13 protein-coding genes are annotated in these 19,953 nt (G+C 47.3%); 10 read left to right on the top strand and 3 right to left on the bottom strand.

Features of this window, described 5'->3' with window-relative positions; translation table 11 throughout:
• The first annotated feature begins 151 nt into the window (after positions 1 to 151).
• From OH460_RS00930 to OH460_RS00905, 6 genes are all read left to right on the top strand, one after another.
• Positions 152 to 1,486, top strand: coding sequence for an MATE family efflux transporter (locus tag OH460_RS00930; protein WP_269994199.1), 1,335 nt, complete (start codon positions 152 to 154; stop codon positions 1,484 to 1,486).
• Positions 1,487 to 1,699: 213 nt separating this feature from the next.
• On the top strand, positions 1,700 to 2,458 hold the full coding sequence (locus tag OH460_RS00925) for an ATP-binding cassette domain-containing protein (protein WP_269994197.1): 759 nt from the start codon (positions 1,700 to 1,702) through the stop codon (positions 2,456 to 2,458).
• Positions 2,455 to 3,306: an ABC transporter ATP-binding protein gene (locus OH460_RS00920; protein WP_269994195.1), complete on the top strand. Its 852-nt coding sequence runs from the start codon at positions 2,455 to 2,457 to the stop codon at positions 3,304 to 3,306. Before OH460_RS00925 ends, OH460_RS00920 begins: the two co-directional genes overlap by 4 nt.
• A gap of 47 nt (positions 3,307 to 3,353) precedes the next feature.
• Positions 3,354 to 4,883 carry an ABC transporter substrate-binding protein gene (locus OH460_RS00915; protein WP_269994193.1) on the top strand — a complete coding sequence of 510 codons (1,530 nt, stop codon included), beginning with the start codon at positions 3,354 to 3,356 and terminating at the stop codon, positions 4,881 to 4,883.
• Between the two features lie 4 nt (positions 4,884 to 4,887).
• Positions 4,888 to 6,624, top strand: a complete 1,737-nt coding sequence (locus tag OH460_RS00910; RefSeq protein ID WP_269994191.1) for an ABC transporter permease subunit — start codon at positions 4,888 to 4,890, stop codon at positions 6,622 to 6,624.
• Between the two features lie 113 nt (positions 6,625 to 6,737).
• A complete protein-coding gene (locus tag OH460_RS00905) occupies positions 6,738 to 6,980 on the top strand; it encodes a hypothetical protein (RefSeq protein ID WP_012601190.1) in 243 nt (80 codons plus the stop codon).
• A gap of 106 nt (positions 6,981 to 7,086) precedes the next feature.
• On the opposite strand, the gene OH460_RS00900 is transcribed toward OH460_RS00905, so the two are convergent.
• The 3 genes from OH460_RS00900 to OH460_RS00890 all read right to left on the bottom strand — a co-directional run bounded on the left by OH460_RS00900 (position 7,087) and on the right by OH460_RS00890 (position 13,395).
• Complete coding sequence (locus tag OH460_RS00900) at positions 7,087 to 9,942, bottom strand: FAD-binding and (Fe-S)-binding domain-containing protein (RefSeq protein ID WP_269994185.1); 2,856 nt, start codon at positions 9,940 to 9,942, stop codon at positions 7,087 to 7,089.
• A 416-nt stretch (positions 9,943 to 10,358) separates the two neighbouring features.
• A complete protein-coding gene (gene lldD / locus OH460_RS00895) occupies positions 10,359 to 11,498 on the bottom strand; it encodes an FMN-dependent L-lactate dehydrogenase LldD (protein ID WP_269994183.1) in 1,140 nt (379 codons plus the stop codon).
• Between the two features lie 202 nt (positions 11,499 to 11,700).
• Positions 11,701 to 13,395, bottom strand: a complete 1,695-nt coding sequence (locus OH460_RS00890; protein WP_128163335.1) for an L-lactate permease — start codon at positions 13,393 to 13,395, stop codon at positions 11,701 to 11,703.
• Between the two features lie 234 nt (positions 13,396 to 13,629).
• On the opposite strand from OH460_RS00890, the gene OH460_RS00885 reads away from it, so the two are divergent.
• The 4 genes from OH460_RS00885 to OH460_RS00870 all read left to right on the top strand — a co-directional run bounded on the left by OH460_RS00885 (position 13,630) and on the right by OH460_RS00870 (position 19,946).
• Positions 13,630 to 14,547 carry a LysR family transcriptional regulator gene (locus tag OH460_RS00885; protein ID WP_269994178.1) on the top strand — a complete coding sequence of 306 codons (918 nt, stop codon included), beginning with the start codon at positions 13,630 to 13,632 and terminating at the stop codon, positions 14,545 to 14,547.
• A gap of 11 nt (positions 14,548 to 14,558) precedes the next feature.
• Complete coding sequence (locus OH460_RS00880; protein ID WP_269994176.1) at positions 14,559 to 16,619, top strand: prolyl oligopeptidase family serine peptidase; 2,061 nt, start codon at positions 14,559 to 14,561, stop codon at positions 16,617 to 16,619.
• A 373-nt stretch (positions 16,620 to 16,992) separates the two neighbouring features.
• A complete protein-coding gene (locus tag OH460_RS00875) occupies positions 16,993 to 18,333 on the top strand; it encodes a carbohydrate porin (RefSeq protein ID WP_269994174.1) in 1,341 nt (446 codons plus the stop codon).
• A gap of 605 nt (positions 18,334 to 18,938) precedes the next feature.
• Positions 18,939 to 19,946, top strand: a complete 1,008-nt coding sequence (locus OH460_RS00870) for a LacI family DNA-binding transcriptional regulator (protein WP_269994172.1) — start codon at positions 18,939 to 18,941, stop codon at positions 19,944 to 19,946.
• The last annotated feature ends 7 nt before the right edge of the window (positions 19,947 to 19,953 follow it).

The raw sequence follows: 19,953 nt of genomic DNA, 5'->3' as shown, positions 1-19,953 counted from the left end.
CACGAGCAATAGCTGCCAACTATTCTATGCAGGTGGGCTAAGATAAAGATGCTTTGTTGATAATTTGCCCCAGTAAATGATGACAACGTACGGATTAAACGATAGCATCCATTTCTAATTGCAAATAGTTCTTAATATCACTCGATAGAATATGACCATTACCCACAAAGATTATCTAAAAATCGCTTTCCCTTTCATCATCTCAACGGTGACTCAGCCTCTGCTTGGTGCGGTGGATACCGCCGTAATTGGTCAGCTTGGTATTGCTGAACTGATCGGTGGTGTGGCGATCGGCACCATCATAATGAACACCATGTATTGGCTGTTTGGCTTTTTCCGTGTCAGCACGACAGGGCAAAGTGCGATGGCATTGGGGAAAGGGAATCGCTCTGAGCTAGCAGGCAGCCTGATGCGTCCGTTCGTGTTGTCTGGTTTGGTGGGTTTGATCTTTATCTTGATACAACCCCTTATCTGGCAAGGTGCGATGTGGGTGATAGAGCCTGAAGTGAACGTGGCTGAACAAGCGCATATCTACTTCAGTATTTTGATTTATGGTGCGCCTTTGGTGCTGCTCAACTATACCATTATCGGTTGGTTGATGGGGCAGGCGAAAGCCAAAGAAGTCCTTTACACACAAGTATTTGGCAACGTGTTGAATATTGTCTTGGATGCGGTGTTCGTACTCTATTTCGACTTAGGTGTCGCGGGTGTGGCATACGCAAGTTTGATTGCACAAATCACCACTTTTGCGATTGGTATGACGCTGGTTATGAAGACGAGCAATATCTCGGTCTCTGAGTTCCTGCAAGGTTCGAAGATGACCAAGAAAGACCTGTCGACAATCATTTCTTCGAACACTGACCTACTGTTACGTACAATTTGTATCTTAGTGTTCTTCAACATGATGGCGCGTACTGGCTCTAAACTGGGTACCGATGTTCTGGCCGCTAACGCGATCTTGATGCAGGTGACCTTTATCGTCAGTTACATGTTTGATGGAATTGCTAACGCATCAAGTGTGTTTGCGGGTAAAGCGGTCGGTCAGAAAAATGCGTCGATGTTGGATCGTGTATTAAGGCTTAACTTCCAATGGACCGCAGGTTTTATTGCTGCGCTGACGCTTTTAACCTTGATATTCAAAGACATGATTGTTTTCTTGTTTACCGATATTCCAGCGCTGGTTGCCTTGTATCAAGAGATGGCTCCGTGGTTGATTGTGTTCCCGCTGGTGGCAGGCTTTGGCTTAACGGTTTACGGCATTTTTACCGGAACAGGAACCACACGTCCGGTTCGAGATTCAAGTATTGCGACTTTATTGGTGTTCTTAGCTGTTCAAACGTTTGCGGTCGGAGCTTGGGGCAATCATGGTTTGTGGCTAGCGTTTACTCTGTTCTACCTTGGGCGCATTGCATTCTTGTACCCGTTCATCTCTCAGGTTAAACAGAAGTGTTTCCCAACAGAAGATACCTCAGCGGCGTGTCATTAATGTAGAACGACCATCGTCATTTCTTAGACTTTATGAAAGCGCTTTACTATTTATGAACAATAAATTTAGTGGGCGCTTTTTTGTTCTTAATGAATTATTCAAAAAGGTTAATTAAACGGCAAATAAAATGCGATACGGTTCAATGTTCTCTTTTCATCACTCCAGCTAAATGATAAAGTTGTTATGTTATAACATCTATCTATGAGTGCCTGCGTGAACGCCCCACTATTGTCTGTTGACCGACTAACTATCAAAACCTCTTCAAGAACACTTTTCCAAGATATCCACTTCGATGTTTATCGCGGTGAGCTGTTGGCGATCATGGGTCCTTCAGGCATTGGTAAGTCGATGCTTTCACGTGCGATCGCGGGCTTTATGCCAGAAACGGTTGAGGCTGAAGGGCATATCTCTCTATCTGGTGAAGCGGTGTGTGGTTTGCCGATGTTGCAAAGAACGGCAGCACAAAGGCCAGCGGTTATCTTCCAAGATGCACTTCAAGCGTTAAACCCCCTTGTTTCCATTGAAGGCCAACTCAGTTTGGCATTGACGGGGACTCGCACTAAGCTTAAATCACAAGACAAAACCAAGCTCACCGAACTGTTGGTGCAGTTAGGGTTCCCAAATCCAGAAACCATCTTGCCGTTGTATCCGAGCCAAATCTCCGGAGGACAACGTCAACGAGTGTGTATTGCGATTGGCTTGTTGAGTAACGCCGATATCATCATTGCAGATGAACCGACTAGCGCGTTAGATCCGGTGACAGAGCAAGAGATACTTAAGCTGATTCGAGACAATGTAAAGCAACGCCAAATTGGTGGTTTGCTTATTACCCATGACCTGCACAGTGCTTTAGCGTGTGACAAGTTATTGGTGATCGATGATGGCGGTGTGGTGGCCTATGGTGCACCGAAACACGCGCTTGAATCGAGCTCTCACGTTTTCTGCTGTTCATTGAGAGACCTAATCGAATGAGCTCGACCTTATCACTAAATTCAGAAGTCTCACCGTCAATGCCTGTGATTGATTCAGAAACACAAACACCGATTGAGATTAAGTTCGAGAATGTCGGGGTTCACTATTACTCAGTGCCGAGTTGGTTGGGTGGTAAGGCGTTCAAAGCGCTACAGAACATCGACCTCAATGTTGAAGACAAAAGCCTGGCTATTGTTGGGCGTTCTGGTGCCGGTAAATCTACGCTGATTGAACTGCTGTTTGGCTTGAAAGCGCCGACTCTCGGTAGTATCAGCTTGTTTGGTCATTCACTGCCTATTCGTAATAGCAAAGCGCAAGCCATTGTGTGTCGCTTGATCCAATTGGTGCCACAAGAACCACACACCAGTCTTAACCCTTACTACACCGTTCGACAGATCTTAGCCGAGCCGCTAAGCAATCTAGATGTTTCTGGCAATCATGAAAGCATCATTGAAGATACGCTATTGGACGTTGGCTTACCTGCCACTTTGTTATCACTGAAACCCAATCAGCTATCTACAGGCCAAGCTCAACGTGTGGCGATTGCTCGGGCGCTTGTCGTTAGACCCGCAGTATTAGTTGCCGATGAGCCAACCAGTAGCCTAGATCCGGTGAATCGTCAGAGGCTACTCGACTTATTGAATTCATTAAAAAAGAAGCGCGATATGCGCCTTATTTTGGTGACGCACGACCTAGGCGCAGCAAAGGCACTTTGTGAAGAAATTCTGGTCCTCGACCATGGTGAAATGGTGGAGCACGGATCGACCTATCAAGTGATGAGCATTCCTGCTCATCCAGCAACTCAGATGCTGATCGAATCTCAGCCTCTGTCGAAATCTACTTGTTAAACACAACCTTACTAATTAATAAAATACAGCTATAGAGAAAAATAACTATGCGTTTTAATTCAATCAAATTGGCTTGCGCACTTGCGCTAGCGCTGCCTTTGACAGGCTGTTTTGACTCTAAACCAGAGTCGAGCGAAGCCGCGGTCAAATCTGAAATCCGTGTTGCGATGATGCAGCCACCAAGAACGGGCCTATCGCCACTTTCTGATGATGCGTTTAAGTTATCGCGTTGGAGCACGGCTGAAACGCTAGTTAACCTGAGTCCAACTTCAGAAGCTGGGCCAATGCTGGCTACGGATTGGCAACAGGTGGATCCACTGACTTGGCAATTCACGGTTCGCCAAGGTGTTAAATTCCACGATGGTTCGACATTAACCGCAGAGTCTGTTGTGAACTCACTACAGAAAGCTCTAGAAGCGGCACCTAAGCCACGCATCCTAGATGGTGTAGAGTTAGAAGTGAAAGCGATGGACAACTACCGCGTAGAGATCAAAACCAGCTTTGATGACCCTCTTTTACCAAGCCGTCTATCAAGCCCTCAGCTAGCGATTCTTGCAGCAAGCGCTTACCAAGAGGATGGTCGTGTAATCCCAACTGGCGCAGGTACGGGCCCGTTTGAGTTGACTGAAATTAACGGAACAACAAGTGCTAAGCTCCAGCGATTTGATGACTACTGGGGCGAAAAGGCGAGAATTGAATCTGTGATTGCAGAGTATGTTCCAAATGGCTTCGCTCGTGCCGCAGCTCTACGAACGGGTACTGCAGACGTCGTTGAAGCGGTGCCAGTTTCACAAATCGCGACCATTGACTCTAACCTGCTTTACGAAGTAGCCATGCCTCGTACTAACACGCTTTACCTGAACAACAAATCGGGTGTATTTAGCGATATCAACCTACGTAAAGTCGCTGCTGCGGCTGTGGACCGTGAGCAAATCGTGAAGACCGTGTACGAAAATCACGCGGATATCGCGCAAGGTCTGTTAGGTCCTGCACTTGCTTGGGCTGAGCCGATTCGACCTGAAGGTCAGGCAGTAGATAAAACGCTAAAAGCAAACGGTGAAAGCATTGTTATCGGTACCTTTACTGATCGTGCTGAGCTTCCAGAAGTCGCTGCACTACTTAAACAGCAACTTGAAGCAGCTGGTTTCAAAGTTGAGCTGGATATCCGTGAATACGCTCAGATTGAGAACGATGCATTGTCTGGCAAGTTTGATGCGTTCATCCTTTCTCGTGCAACCGTTCTAGATTCGGGTGACCCAGTGGCTTACATGATGAGTGACTTTGGCTGTAAGGGTTCATTCAACCTTGGCCAATTCTGTTCTCAAGAAGTCGACCAAGCATTGACTCATGCAGATCTGCAACCACTAGGTGCATTGCGTCAGCAAGCGATCATCGAAGCTGAGCAAAAAATCCTGAACGACTTCGCTGCTATTCCACTGCTTCACGAACGTGTGATTCAAGGTGAAAGCGAGCGTGTAAGCAATGTAGTTCGTGACCCAAGTGAGCGTCGCTTGGTTGACCAAACTACACAGGTTAAAAAAGCGACTCAAGTTAACTCGGCAACACAGGTTAACTAAATAAATGCTATCTGCTGAGACTCTGCGTCGAACCTTATTTATCTTGACGCCTTGGCTATCAAGAATCGCCTCACTGATTGTGGTGGTGATCCTTGTTGGCTTGATGCCTGACATTGCCGGCATCGACCCAAGTCAATCCATCCTGCGAGCGAGGGCGGGGCAACAACACCTGCTTACGCCTGAAGCTTTAGCGGCGGTACGTGCTGATCTTCAGCTTGACCGTTCGGCAAGTGAGCGCCTGATCGACTGGATAGGAAGTGCCTTCTCTGGGGACTTAGGTACATCATGGATAGATGGCTCTTCGGTTGCATTAGGTATCCAAAAAACAGCGTCTACATCTCTGTTTTTGATGTCTAGCGCACTAGTGATGACTTTCGTACTTTGCGGTGCAGGTTTGCTTGTTACCTTGCGCAGTTGGAAGAAGGGTAAATTAGGGCAGAGTTACAGCAGTTTAAGCACCGTATTAATATCCTTGCCAGAGTACGTGGTGGCCTCGGTATTAATACTGGTGTTCTCAATCTGGTTAGGTTGGTTACCACCGTATGGTTGGCAAGGCTGGCAAGACATTTGGCTACCGAGTTTAGCGCTCGCACTGCCAGCTAGCGGTCTGTTTAGTCGTCTACTCAGAGACAGTTTACAACGCGTTCTTAATGAACCTTGGGTGATCACTTGGCTCAGTGCCAACGTTCACTCCAATCAAATTATTCGCTTTGCGCTGAAAAGAGCGCTGAGCAGCCTGATCCCACAAATCGCGATGATCGTGATTGGCTTGACGGGTGGCGCAGTCGCGGTTGAGCTTATCTTCTCGATTCCGGGTATTGGGCGCATGATTCTTGGTGCTGCGAAGGCGCAAGATCTACCTATGCTGCAAGGTGGCTTATTAGTATTGCTGCTGTTTTCGATTGCAGTAAGCAGCATCAGTTTATTTGTTCAGCAGTTGATTCTGGGTCACAGCCTGAAAAGCGGCAAGCTCATCAGTAGTCACTCTTCGTTTCGTTTTACCCAGAGCCGCGCCAAGCGTGTCACTGCTTTTGCGATCTTCTCATTCCTAATTGCTATCGTGGTATGGGCGGCATTCCGAGACCCATACACCAGTCAATTTGCACGTTTGGCATCACCGAGCTGGCATGCACCTTTGGGGGCCGATGGCATTGGGCGAGACCTGTTAGCGAGAATCGGTTCTGGTATGGTCGCGACCTTCCAAGCGGGTATCTTGGCAACCTTCTTGAGCTTGGTGACGGGCATCATCATGGGCTTCAACACACGTTTTAGCCAAGGCCTTATAGAGATCACTAAGGGCATCCCTTACATCATTGCTGGCCTGTTGGTTGCGGGCTTAACAGGGATGAACCCGAACAGCGCATTAATCGCGATTGTACTAGTATCTTGGGCGCCATTAGCGGCGCACTGTTCAAGTTTAATTGTGGAAGCTAAGGCTCAGCCTTATACGCACCTCGCGCCATTGTGGGGTACTAGCAAGCTGAGCATCTTCCGCTTCTACTTGCTTCCTTATGTGTTACCGCCGCTACTAAGACACGCGTTGTTGAGGTTGCCAGTCATCACTCTAAGCCTGACATCACTGAGTTTCATCGGGTTAGGGGCAAAACCACCAACTCCGGAGTGGGGTTTGATGATCGCAGAGAACTTGCCATACATTGAGCGCGCGCCATTGGCTGTGATGGGACCAATTATTGGACTAATTCTGTTGGGTGCTGCCATCAACATGATGTTTGACGACTAACGAATCAGCAAGGGACTTGAGTTTTCGGTAGGCTCTTTATGTTGTAACCTTAGGCCTGCTTTTAGAACTGCTCGAAAGTTCAATAGACCCTAGTTAAGTGTAAAGGATTCAACATGTATCTCGTTTTGTATTGCCACAACATTGGTATGACTGATTTTTCTTTCTTTGAGACGGAAGATTTCGACAAAGAAGAGGGCTATATCGTGCGAGGTAAATGGCCAAATGAGAAAGCGTTTCGTGATTACTTGACCAAGGAATTTGGTGATATGAGTGAGTTCCAAGTGATTGACCTGATCGCCAAAGGCGCAGAAGCAGAACACTACTCGCCAGAAGAGTTGATGCGTTTAGCTCTCTAACTGTAAGCTCAGTAGCACGTTTTAAATCGAATAAAGAAATGGCAGCCTGATTAGGCTGCCATTTTTCGTTTTAAGCTAGAGCTCGTCACTAGCAATGAGAATAAAGCTACTGCGCCACCTCGTCCACCAAGTACAAGATTGATTGATACGGAATCCCACTGTGATGTGACAAACCGATCTCACAAGTTCGGCTGTTACTGAAACCACGAGTGCAGTTGCTCGGTACTTGTTCCTTAAGTGGGTGCACCGCTGCTTCATTCAGTTCTGGTGTCGTGAAGCCTTTATCACCCGCCCAGCCACAACATTGTATATGTTCTGGAACAATCACTTCTTCGGTACAGGCCTTAGCGAGGTTTAACATCGCGCCTTCTAAGCCCATTCGGCGAGAGCTACAAGTTACATGAAGCATCACGGTCTCTTTCAGTGGCTCAAGCGTCAGATGTTCAAGCAAATATTGATTCACAAAGCCTGTCGGCTCCAGAACTTCTAAGGGCTTGGTGAACTGCTCAATACTGCGTTTGGCGCATGGGCTGGTGTCCATCAATACTGGGTATTTACCCTGACGACTCGCTTGCCACAACACTTCTTCGAGCTGTTGTGCTTTCGATTGGGCTAGATCGTTCATCCCTTTGCTGTCGTAAGGCATACCGCAACATTGATCGTCTAATTTTTTCGGCAGGATGACTTCAAATCCAGCTTTGTTGAGCAAAGACATGGTCACTTCAGTAAGAGAGCGTTGATCTCCCGCATCGCTCTGTTGCCCCATGGTTCGGCTAGCACACGACGGGAGGTAAACCACTTTCTTTGCGTCATTAGAAGTTTCGGCTGTCATTGGTGAAGCCGTGAGAGAGTGACTGTTGGACTGCGGCATCTCTGGCATCCAAACAGGCGTTGCGCCTTTGGTCACTGAGCGCAGGCCATTGGTAAGTTTGCCGACCGTGTTTGCGCCCAGAACTTTACTCGCTACTTGATTGGTTTTGAGGCCGGCTTTGGTCAGCTTAGTGGTGGTCGAGAAATGATCCGCTGTCCATTTGGCGATTGGTGTGAACTTCTCATACTTGGCAACACGAAGTTTCTTCACCAAGTCTCCCGTATTAATGCCTACCGGACAACGCTCGGCACACAGGCCTGTTGCCGCACAGGTATCAATGCCTTGGTATTCAAAGGTTTTTTCTAGTTCGCTGGCTTCTATCTCTTCACCGGCTTCTCGGCGGCGTTGCAGTTCTCGGTACAACACGATGCGTTGGCGAGGTGACAAGGTCAGTGTGCGAGACGGGCAGACTGGCTCACAGAATCCACACTCAATACAGCGGTCGACAAGATCGTCGGCAGCTGGCATTGGCTTTAAGTCGGTGATGTGGGAGTTTGGGTTGTCGTTGATGATAACGCCAGGGTTGAGCAACCTTTCTGGGTCGAATAGTGCTTTGATCTGTTGCATCAAGGCATAACCGTCTTTGCCCCATTCCAACTCTACGTAAGGTGCCATGTTACGGCCCGTGCCGTGTTCCGCTTTCAGAGAACCTTGATATTTCACGGCGACGAGCTCGGCTACGTCATCCATGAAACCACCGTAACGGTCGATCTCTTCTTGGCTGTCAAAGCCTTGGGTAAATACAAAGTGCAGGTTGCCTTCGAGTGCATGGCCGAAAATGATCGCCTCGCTGTAGTCGTATTTATCGAACAGCTCTTGCAGCTCTCGAATGCCATTTGCAAGGTTCTCTACTGGGAAAGCAACATCTTCAATGATGACCGTCGTTCCTACTTCACGCACTGCGCCAACGGCCGGGAACATGCCTTTACGGATGCCCCAAAGAGTCGCGACAGTCTTAGGATCGGACGTGAAAGGGACAGATTCGACAATCGTGTAATCAGCTAATGCATCCAAAATTGATTTACATTGTAAATCTAAGTCCTGCTGGGAGCTGGCGTGTGATTCCACCAAAATCGCCGCCGCTTCTAAATCTAGGCTCGGCATAAATGCCGGCATACCCGGTTTATCCGCGACAGAACGTAGCGCTCTGCCGTCCATTAACTCAACCGCAGCAACCGGAGTTTTGGACAGTGTAGTTACGGCTTTGCTTGCTTGTTCTATGTCGGCAAACACCAACAGAGCTGAGGCTTTATTCGGGTGTTCAATGACTGTGTTGTAAGTGATCTCAGCGATGAAGCCTAACGTACCTTCGGAGCCGATCATCAGGTGTTTGATGATTTCGATTGGGTCGTGGTAATCGACCAATGCATTGAGCGCGTAGCCCGTGGTGTTTTTAAGGCGGTACTTGTGGCGGATTCTGTCGGCGAGTTCTTTATTCGAGCTGGTTTGACGGTGCAATTCAACAATGCCATCAAACAGCGTTTTGTGTGATTGCTTGAATGCCTCAACGCTAGCACTGTCTGCGGTATCGAGCAGGGTGCCATCGCTCAACACGACTTTCATGCTTTCTACAGTGCGATAGGAGTTCTGCGCAGTACCACAACACATACCACTGGCGTTGTTCGCGGCAATACCGCCGATTTTACAGGTGTTGATGGAAGCTGGATCTGGACCGATTTTACGCTGGAAAGGGGCTAGGTATTTATTGGCATCAGCGCCAATCACACCGGGTTGAAGAATGATTTGATTGCCGTTATCGACAATCTCATGGCCGCGCCAGTCGTCGGTCAAGGTGATGAGTACCGAGTCTGAAACCGCTTGCCCAGAAAGGCTGGTACCTGCTGCGCGAAAGGTAAAATGAATGCCCAGTTCACGACAGCGTTGAATCGTGAATATCACTTCGTCTAAGTTTTTAAGCCTTAGAACCATTTTCGGCACCAAGCGATAAAAACTCGCATCGGTGCCGTAAGCCAAGCGCTTCGCCTCTTGCGTGACAATGCGTTCCGTTTCTATTCTTTGAGCCAGTACCGCCTCAAGCTGCTGATAAGCCTTCGCGTCAATTACCCGCTCATGGGATGTGTTTGTTTCCATCTTTGCTTCCTTGTGCTTCTTATTTGGCACTGATCAGGGCGTGTTGACCTTTCGTGGTTAAATTTTGTTCGAGATAAAAGCGTTTTAATCGCGGCGAGGGGGAAGTAGCCTAGTATTCTAAGTAAATCTCCCTCAACAAAGAGTAAAACGCTTTTAGCCGAACCCTTCGGGCAGCGTTTGCTGGTCATTTCTACTACGTTATCGGCTTCTCATGTAGGCTAGCTACACATCGACGCCTCTGCCTTGTATAAACACCCAGCAACTCGCTGCAAAAATCAGCTCGAAAGGTCAACACGCCCTAGTTTTATTGTTTTATTTTCCAGTGCTTAAACGGTGTCACAACGGCAGTGGAATTGTTGTGACACCGATTGAACTTCAGTCTAAGTAGACCAAAGCATTACTGTGAATTAACGGACTTAATCTAAACCCACCAAAGATTCACGAGTTAAGTCTTTGATTGTCTTTGCGCCAGTTAATGTCATCGCAACGCGCATCTCTTTGTCGTAAAGGTCGAGTAGGTTCTCAACGCCGGCTTGTCCTTGAGCTGCTAATGCGTATACGAAAGAGCGGCCAAGCAAGGTGCAGTCTGCGCCAAGTGCCATCATGCGAACCACATCTAAGCCAGTTCGAATGCCAGAGTCGACCAGAATCTTGGTATCGCCTTTCACTGCATCAGCAATCGAAGGCAGCGCTTTGGCACTTGATAGAACGCCGTCAAGCTGACGACCACCGTGGTTTGAAACGACGATACCGTCTGCGCCAAATCTCACCGCGTCTTTTGCATCTTCTTCGTCGAGAATACCTTTGATGACCATAGGACCGTCCCAGAAATCACGAATCCACTCTAGGTCTTTCCATGAAATCGACGGGTCGAAGTTATCTCCTAACCAACCGATGTAGTCTTCCAGCTTGGTAGGAGAACCACGATAAGTAGAGATGTTGCCTAGGTCGTGTGGTTTACCCAGCAAACCGACATCAACTGCCCAACTAGGATGACGCATAGATTGGAATACGCGGCGTACTGCTGCATTTGGTCCACTCATTCCGGAATGCATGTCACGGTAGCGTGCTCCGGGTACGGGCATATCAACCGTGAAGACCAGTGTGGTCACGCCTGCCGCTTTTGCACGCTCTAGTACGTTCTTCATGAAGCCACGATCTTTGAGAACGTAAAGTTGGAACCACATTGGACGTTCAATCTTAGGGGCTACTTCTTCAATCGGGCACACCGACACGGTCGACATGGTAAACGGAATGCCTTTGTTGTCTGCAGCTTTGGCGGCTTGTACTTCACCGCGTCTTGCGTACATACCCGTTAAACCAACAGGCGCCAGTGCGATTGGCATCGCTAGCTTCTCGCCAAATAACTCGGTTTCTAAGTTTAGATCCGACATGTCGTTGAGTACGCGCTGCTTTAGCGCAATCTCAGCAAGGTCAGCCGTGTTGCGGCGTAAGGTGTGTTCTCCGTAAGAACCACCATCAATGTAGTGGAAAAGAAACGGAGGTAATTTCGATTTTGCTGCGGCGCGGTAATCAGTCGATGCGGATATGATCATAATTTCAGTCCTAAATTCTTGGGATGTTGCTCTTCTTTGAGAGCTTGGTTTGGGCTGCTTTAATTCGGGAAAATGGCGTTAATACCCGTGGGTGTTGATGTGTTCTAGTGTCCATCCCGGAACTCATCAACTGTCTTATTAGACGGTGTCGCTGTCGGGGAATTGAGTATTAACGCCAAGTGCTTTGGTGACGGCTTATGGTCTACATAAGTGCGTCTGTCATATTGAAGCCATAGATAACCACTAGGCCGATGATGCCTGTCATCACCAAGTAGTAGAACGTAGGGATAACGGTTTTACGTAGTGTTGCACCTTCACGCCCTAGTAGGCCTACCGTTGCCGAAGCGGCTACCACGTTGTGAATTGCAATCATGTTACCGGCTGCAGCACCAACGGCTTGTAAGGCAACGACGACTGCACTTGAGATAGTCAGAGTTTGCGCTACTTCGAATTGGAACTGGCTGAACATCATGTTTGATACTGTGTTCGAACCTGCAATGAAGGCACCCAGAGCACCGACGGTTGCACTCAATGCAGGGAAAGCAGAGCCAACAAGGTCAGCGGCGAAGTTTGCTGTTGTTACCGGCATACTCGCGAGGTCAGCTGCATTGACACCTGAGTTGATGAAGATACGAACCATAGGGATGGTGAACACCAGTACAAAACCAGCACCAATCAGTGTTTTGCTTGATTCACCGAACGCTTTTGCCAGTGGCGCTGCGCTGCGACCTTGAATCAGAACGGCAACCAATGCCACGAATACTAAGATACCGCCCGGTAGGTAAAGAGGTTGAATCGCAGTGCTCACACCGGTTTCGCCAAGGATGTTGCTGAACGATAGGCTAACGCTCTTCAAGAGACCTTTAAACTCAGGGCTCACGCGGCTCGCAACCAAAGTCACAGCCAGCAGCACGTATGGTGCCCATGCCATCGCCATGCTCATCTTCTTATGGCCTTGATTGTTGTCATCAAGGTCAATTTTCAGAGAACCTAACCATTCAGCTGGCCATTTGTCTTCGCTCTCAAAGTCCCATTTTGATTTCGGTACTAGGAAGCCACGTTTTGCTGCTGTAACAACAATTGCAAGGCCAACCAGACCACCAATTAGAGACGGGAACTCAGCACCTAGGAAGACACCTGTTAGTGCGTAAGGGATGGTGAACGCTGCACCAGCAAACAGTGCGAACGGTAGAATGTCTAAACCTTCCGTCCAACTTTTGTTCTTACCGAAGAAGCGAGTCAGCATCATTGCCATTAGTACTGGCATCATCACACCCACAGAGGCGTGAATCAGTGCCACACTTGAGGTGATTTGTTGCAGGTAAGCGTCCCAAGTAGAACCGTGAGCAATCAGGCTTTCACCGATGTTATGTGTGTCCAAACCTTTGTTCACACCAACGATGATAGGTGTACCTACCGCACCGAACGATACTGGTGTCGATTGGATCATCATGCCCATCAGTACCGCAGCAAGCGCAGGGAAGCCGATCGCAACCAGTAACGGTGCTGCAATAGCTGCAGGTGTGCCGAAGCCAGATGCGCCCTCAATGAAGGAGCCGAAACACCAAGCAATGATGATCGCCTGAACACGACGGTCAGCGGATATGTCCGTGAAGCCGTTACGGATGGTGGTGATGGCTCCGGTGTGTTTCAAAGTGTTTAATAAGAAGATGGCGCCGAACACAATCCAGAGAACCGACACGGTAATGCCGAAACCTTGGAATACAGAGGCCAACACGCGAGTGCCAGACATATCCCAAGCAAATAGGGCAATAGCAACGGTTAATGCAAATGCCACTGGCATCGCTTTTTTCGCAGGCCAGTTCAGGCCGACCAGCAGAATCGCTGCAACAACTATTGGTGAAAAGGCCAATAGAGCTAGTAGAGTTTCACTCATGGGTACTTCCTCGTACTGTTTTCAAACGTTCATGTTTGAAGTAGATAACACGTTATGGGTTGTCATTTTTTGACTCGCTATTGGCCTCTAAGCGGGAACCATTTGGGTGCGAATCTTGTAATTGGAATGACTCTTTTGTAATTGTTTTGTTAATTTGGCGTGAATTTACCCCTTTATTTTTTATTGATATAGGGAAATAATGAAAATAATTAATTCCAAAATTGGCATAATCAGATGCGAGCAGACGATTTGATCCTGTTTTCACAGGTAGTAGAGCTGGGCAGTTTTAGTAAGGTGGCAGAGCAAAATAACCTTACAAATTCGGTGGTTAGTAAAAGAATTGCACGCCTAGAGGAAGAGATTGGCGTGCAATTATTATATCGAACGACGCGTAAATTGACCCTGACTGAGGCGGGCAAGGCAATTTTGCACGGAGCCAAAAATGTGAAGCAGGCGACTCAAGAGGCTATGGACGCAGTTTCAGGCTTTGGTGAAAATGTCAGCGGTCATATCAAAATGTCAGTGCCTACTATCTCTGGAGATTTGATTCTGGCAGACGCCGTTGCTGAGTTTTGTAATATGCATCCAGGTTTAACAGTCGATATGTCACTGGACAATCGCTTTGTTGACTTAGTAGAGGATGGTTTGGACTTGGTGATTCGTACCGGTTACCTAGAAGACTCCAGCTTGATTGCGCGACACATATTGGATTCTCAATGGGTGGTGTGTGCTTCGCCCTCTTATATTGCCAAGAACGGTAAACCACTGCAGCCCAAAGACTTAGTTGAGCACAACTGCTTGCAATACGCTTATCAAACCACAGGCGCTAGTGAGTGGCAGTTTCTGCATAGCAAAGACGGTTGTACCGACAACGACAAATACATCGTCCGTGTTTCGGGCTCTTTTTCGACTGACAACGCGACTGCGCTAAGAAAGGCCGCATTAGGCGGGCATGGTGTGGCGTATGTGCCGCGTTGTCTGGTTTATCACGATATTCGCAACGGTCAGCTGGTGGATATATTCCCTGACTTAGTGGGCAAGAAGCTGGGTATTTATGCGGTGTACCCTTTTACTCGTCAGCCGCCCAACAAGATTAAGTTATTGATTGAACACATCAGAACGCGTTACCTGACGATTTCACACTATTTTTAATAAGGATCACGATGAGCTATTTAAAAGAGTATCAATATCCAGTCACCAACAAACAGATCGTCAGCGATGACTACTTCGGTCAGATAATCGAAGACCCTTATCGCTGGCTAGAAGACGACAGAAGTGAAGAAACCGCGCAGTGGGTAGCGAGCCAAAATGCAGTCACGTTTGATTACCTCGCTCAAATTCCCTACCGCGCAGAACTGCGAGAGCGTTTAGCAAATGCGCAAGACTACAAAAAGAGCTCTCAGCCGTTTGTTCGAGGCGATTACACCTACTTCTACAAGAATGATGGCTTGCAGAACCACAGTATTCTCTATCGTCAGAAAGAGGGGCAGTCGGTTGAAGTATTCCTAGACCCGAATACCTTCTCGGAAGATGGCACCACATCTCTGGGCTCAGTGTCGTTTTCGAAAGACTATAGCTTAGTGGCGTACAGTATTTCTGAGGGCGGTAGTGACTGGCGCAAGATCTTCGTGATTGATACTGAGACTAAGCAGCAGCTCGAAACGGAAATTACCGACGCCAAATTTACCGGCATCTCTTGGTTAGGCAATCGCGGATTTTACTACTCCAGTTATGATAAGCCTGATGGTAGTGAACTTTCTGCTCGCACTGAGCAACACAAATTGTACTTCCATGAATTAGGTACAGAGCAAGCCAATGACAAGGTGATCTTTGGTGAAAGCAACGATGAGCAGCACCGCTATGTGTCCGGCTACACTACTGAAGACGATCGATACTTGATCATCCTTGGCAAAGAGTCGACATCAGGTAACCGACTGTTTTATATCGATTTAAAATTATCAGAGCAGTCTTTGAATACACTGATTGATCATGTAGATAGCGACACGTATCTCATCGATAACCAGGATGAGACGTTCATTCTGTACACCAATCTTGATGCGCCGAACGGCAAGGTTGTGAGCTTTGATAGCGGCACTGGGCAGTGGCGAGATATCATCTCAGAGAAGCCACAGCCATTAGACATCAGTACTGGTGGTGGTTACTTGTTTGCCCACTACATGGTGGATGTGGTGTCGAAAATTGAGCAGCTTGATTACCAAGGTAACCTAGTTCGAGAGCTCCACATGCCAGGGCTGGGAACGGTCAGTGGCTTGGGTGGTAAAAAAGAGCAAACTCAGCTTTATTACACCTTTACCAACTATGTTACGCCGCCAACAATTTTCTCTTTTGATGTTGAATCTGGCAGCTCGGAAATCTATCAGCGCTCTGAGTCTCCGTTTGAATCGGACAAGTTCGAGTCTAAGCAGGTCTTCTATACCTCAAAAGATGGTACTCAGGTTCCGATGCTTATCTCTTATAAGAAGGGGTTACAGATCGATGGCAATAACCCAACCATGTTGTACGCCTATGGCGGCTTTAATGTCAGTCTAACCCCTTCTTTCTCGGGGACTGTGGGAAGCTGGCTGGAACTGGGGGGCGTGTATGCTGTGCCAAACCTGCGAGGTGGTGGTGAGTACGGTAATGCGTGGCACAAAGCCGGTACTCAGCAGCAAAAGCAGAATGTGTTTGATGATTTCATCGCCGCTGCAGAGTTCTTAATCGCAGAAAACTACACCAGCAGCGACAAGTTGGCGATTCGTGGCGGCTCTAACGGTGGATTGCTGGTGGGTACGTGTATGACACAGAGGCCGGAGCTTTTCCAAGTGGCTCTACCTGCTGTTGGGGTGTTAGATATGCTGCGTTACCATACCTTTACGTCTGGCGAAGGTTGGGCGTACGACTATGGTACCTCCGCGCAAAGCAAAGAGATGTTTGAATACCTGCTTGGCTATTCTCCGGTGCACAATGTGGTTCGTGGTGTCGACTACCCAGCAACTTTGGTCACGACCGCGGATCATGATGACCGCGTGGTGCCAGCACACTCTTATAAGTTTATCGCAGAGCTGCAAGATAAGCATGAAGGTGGTGCGCCTGTGATGATTCGTATCGACGTAAATGCGGGCCATGGCGCCGGAATGCCACTGAGTAAAGCGATCGATCTCACTGCCGATATCTATGCGTTTACGTTGTTTAATATGGGCGTTGAATCTCTAGATTCGTTTTAGATAATGCTTGATTCTAGATAATTGGGTGTTTGACTCAGACTAAATAGCCTCAAAATCGACCTTAGATTTTGAGGCTTTTCATATATATGAAAACTTATCAAAACTGCACCATATTTCCTTCATTTTTACATACACTTTTCCGTGATAGACCCCGCCATTATTGATGAAATGAAAGCGATTTCAAGCTGATATTTCACGCGTTTCCTTTCCTAAGTTTCTGATATTAAATTAATAGTTTTGGGTATGACTTTTCTAAAAGTTTCATGGCTCTCGACCTAATTTATCAGTGTGAACAGCGACCAACTTTTCAACGCTTTCATTGCTTAATATTTCCCTGTTCGATGAAAACTCAAAAAAATAATAGGGAATTACAATGCAAAAATTTAAGCTTTTGCCAATAACGGTCGCAGTGGCGGCTTCGCTTGCTTCACTTTCTTCTTTTGCTGCAGAAACGGATCTTGCTGCTCTCGAGCAACGAATCCAAGAGTTGGAATCTCAAGTTGGGGACATCAAGTATGTTGATGATCAGCAACAAGCGGTTCTAACTTCAGAAACAACTGTGCCAGACGGTATCGTCTTCTCTGGTTACGCTCGTTACGGCGCTCACTACAAAAGTGGTGATGAGCGTTATGTAGACATCGGTACAACAGGCCGCTCTGTTGGTCGTTTAGGTAACGAAGCGAATGGTGGTGAAGTTCAGTTAGCTAAGCTTTTCCAAGCTGACAACGGCGCTATCTGGGACATCGTATTCATGGCTGACCACTGGGAAGCAGACGCATGGGCTGATGACGGTGGCCTGAGCATGAAAAAAATGTACGCTGGTGTAACCAATGTATTTGAAAGCCAGCCTGAGCTTTACATGTGGGCTGGTCGTGACTTCCATCAACGTCCGCAACAAGGTTTGAACGATTACTTCTGGATGACACACGATGGTCAAGGTGCTGGTTTTAACAACCTAGATTTCGGCGGTGCCAAGCTAGACATGGGCTTCGTAGGCCAAGTGAAAGGCGGCCTAGTGAACGACAACGGTCGATACGCTGTGACTGCAAAACTGCATAGCATCAACGCTGGTATCGGTAACCTAGATCTTTACGCAAACTACGGTTTTGCTTCTGATGAAGCTGATGCTTCTACTACGACTGAGTATGTATATAACCCTCTTACAGACAAAATGGAACCAGTGGTAACACCGGGTCAAAAAGTCAGTGATGAAACAGCATACTTAATCGGTGCGACTTTAGGTCTAGGCGAGTCTAACAAGTTAGTTATGAAGTATGGTGACGGTGCAGACTCATCTGTATTTGAGCTGAAAGGTGATTACCAAACCTTCTACGCAAGTTTGGAAGGTAGCTACGCAGCAACAGATAACTTCATCATCGATTACTTAGTGTCGTACAAAGACAACTCTGGTTCAGATCTAGACCGCGAGAACACAGAATACGCAGGTATCGTTCGTCCACAGTACCAATGGGATGATGTTCATTCTACATGGTTAGAAGCGGGCTACGGCATGGTTGATTACGATGACGACGGTGAAGAGAACGCATGGAAAGTAACGCTTTCTCAAAACGTTTCTCTAGGTGGCTTACCTTGGAGCCGTCCAATGCTTCGTTTCTACACAACCGTGGGTGATGTAGAAACCAAAGGCAACACAGTGAAGACAACGAATGTTGACACATTGTCGTTCGGCGCAATGTTTGAAGCTTGGTGGTAATTACCAATATAGAAAGAGCGGCTCTTTGAATTCGGCATATTTTCAAAGAGCCTGTGTTTAAAAGTAGTAAAGACTGTCCATTTTAGCCCTAAAGGCAGATTAATTAGGGTACGTTTCAATTAACTCCATTCTTGGGCACATTTTTGTGCCCTTTTTTTCGTCTTGAATATCTGTTCTATCATTTTGGATTGCCTCTCCCTCTGCTCTCCATGACATCTTCAATACCTCGTTTCATATTATTTTAATCTATCTCGCGTACCCTTCTTTAGCCCTAGTAATTGTAATTACTAATTTGCGTCGTAGCCCTTGCATATCAATAGCCTAGATAGTGGGAAATACTCGATATCCATCGTATTTGATACGCCAATAGGTGTGTTGAAACCCCTTCACGAAACTAAGGCTTTTAACAAGTCTGACTCACTATGGATTCATGATTCCATGAAACAGTTTCATGGCGTGAAGTGAATCTGTAAGCGCTTTCAAGATTTCCAAATCCAGCCTTTTTACCTCCAAGTTTAGTGTGATGACACTCACTTCAACTAAAACGTAATTTCTTAATAATCGTTTTGTAAGCGGTTACAAGCTAATGAAGTATCGAGGTTCGAGTGGCAACAATTAAACACGTATCAGAGCATGCAGGTGTGTCTCAAGCGACAGTGTCTAGAGTGATTAACGGCACCAGTAGAGTGAGCCACGACAAGAAGTTAAAGGTTGAAAAGGCGATCAAAGAACTGGGTTATCGCCCGAACTCTATCGCTCAGGCTTTAGCTTCAAGTCGTACCGGAAGTGTGGGTGTTGTTGTTCCAGAACTGGGCGGATCTTTCTATTCAGGCATCTTGCACTGCATAGAGGAAAACCTACGCCGCTTCGGTTACCACGCTGTGGTTACAGCGGGTTCGAACACCGAACAAGGGCAGCGCGAGTCGGTGGAGTTTCTGTTGGGGCGTCGTGTCGATGCTTTGATTCTTCATACTCAACTGCTCAGTGATGACTATTTAATTGAATTGGAAGAACAGGGGACCCCTGTGGTTTTAATTAACCGCTTCATCCCAGAAATGGCGATGAGTTGCATTGATATTGATAACGAAGTCGGGGGGCTACTCGCTACTCAATATCTTTTGCAAAAGGGACATACAGATATCGCGTGTATTACCGGGCCTTTAGATAAAGCCGACGCTAGGGGGCGTTTGCAGGGGTATCGCAAGGCACTGGAAGAAGCCGGTGTGCCATACGATGAAGCCTTAGTCTCTGAGGCGGGATTTACTGAAGAGACAGGCATCAGCGCCATGAAGAAGTTGATCAACAGAAAATGCCACTTTACGGCGGTATTTGCTTCGAATGATCACATGGCATTTGGTGCCTTTGAGGTGCTGCATCAAGAGGGGCTGTCAGTTCCGAAAGATGTATCACTGGTGGGCTTCGATAACACCATCTTCGCGCGTTATCTGACCCCTAGTTTGACCACCATTAATTTCCCTATTGAAGAGATGAGCGTTGAAGCAGTACAGCTCACTCTACAGAAGCTAAAAAAAATCAAACATGACGTGAACTTTAAATTGCTGCCGACGTTGGTCACTAGAAACTCGGTATCGGATTTACTCGTTACCCTATAAAAATATT

Source organism: Vibrio sp. Makdt, from assembly GCF_027587015.1.
GTDB lineage: Bacteria > Pseudomonadota > Gammaproteobacteria > Enterobacterales > Vibrionaceae > Vibrio > Vibrio chagasii_B.
This window is presented reverse-complemented; position numbering and strand designations above follow the sequence as displayed.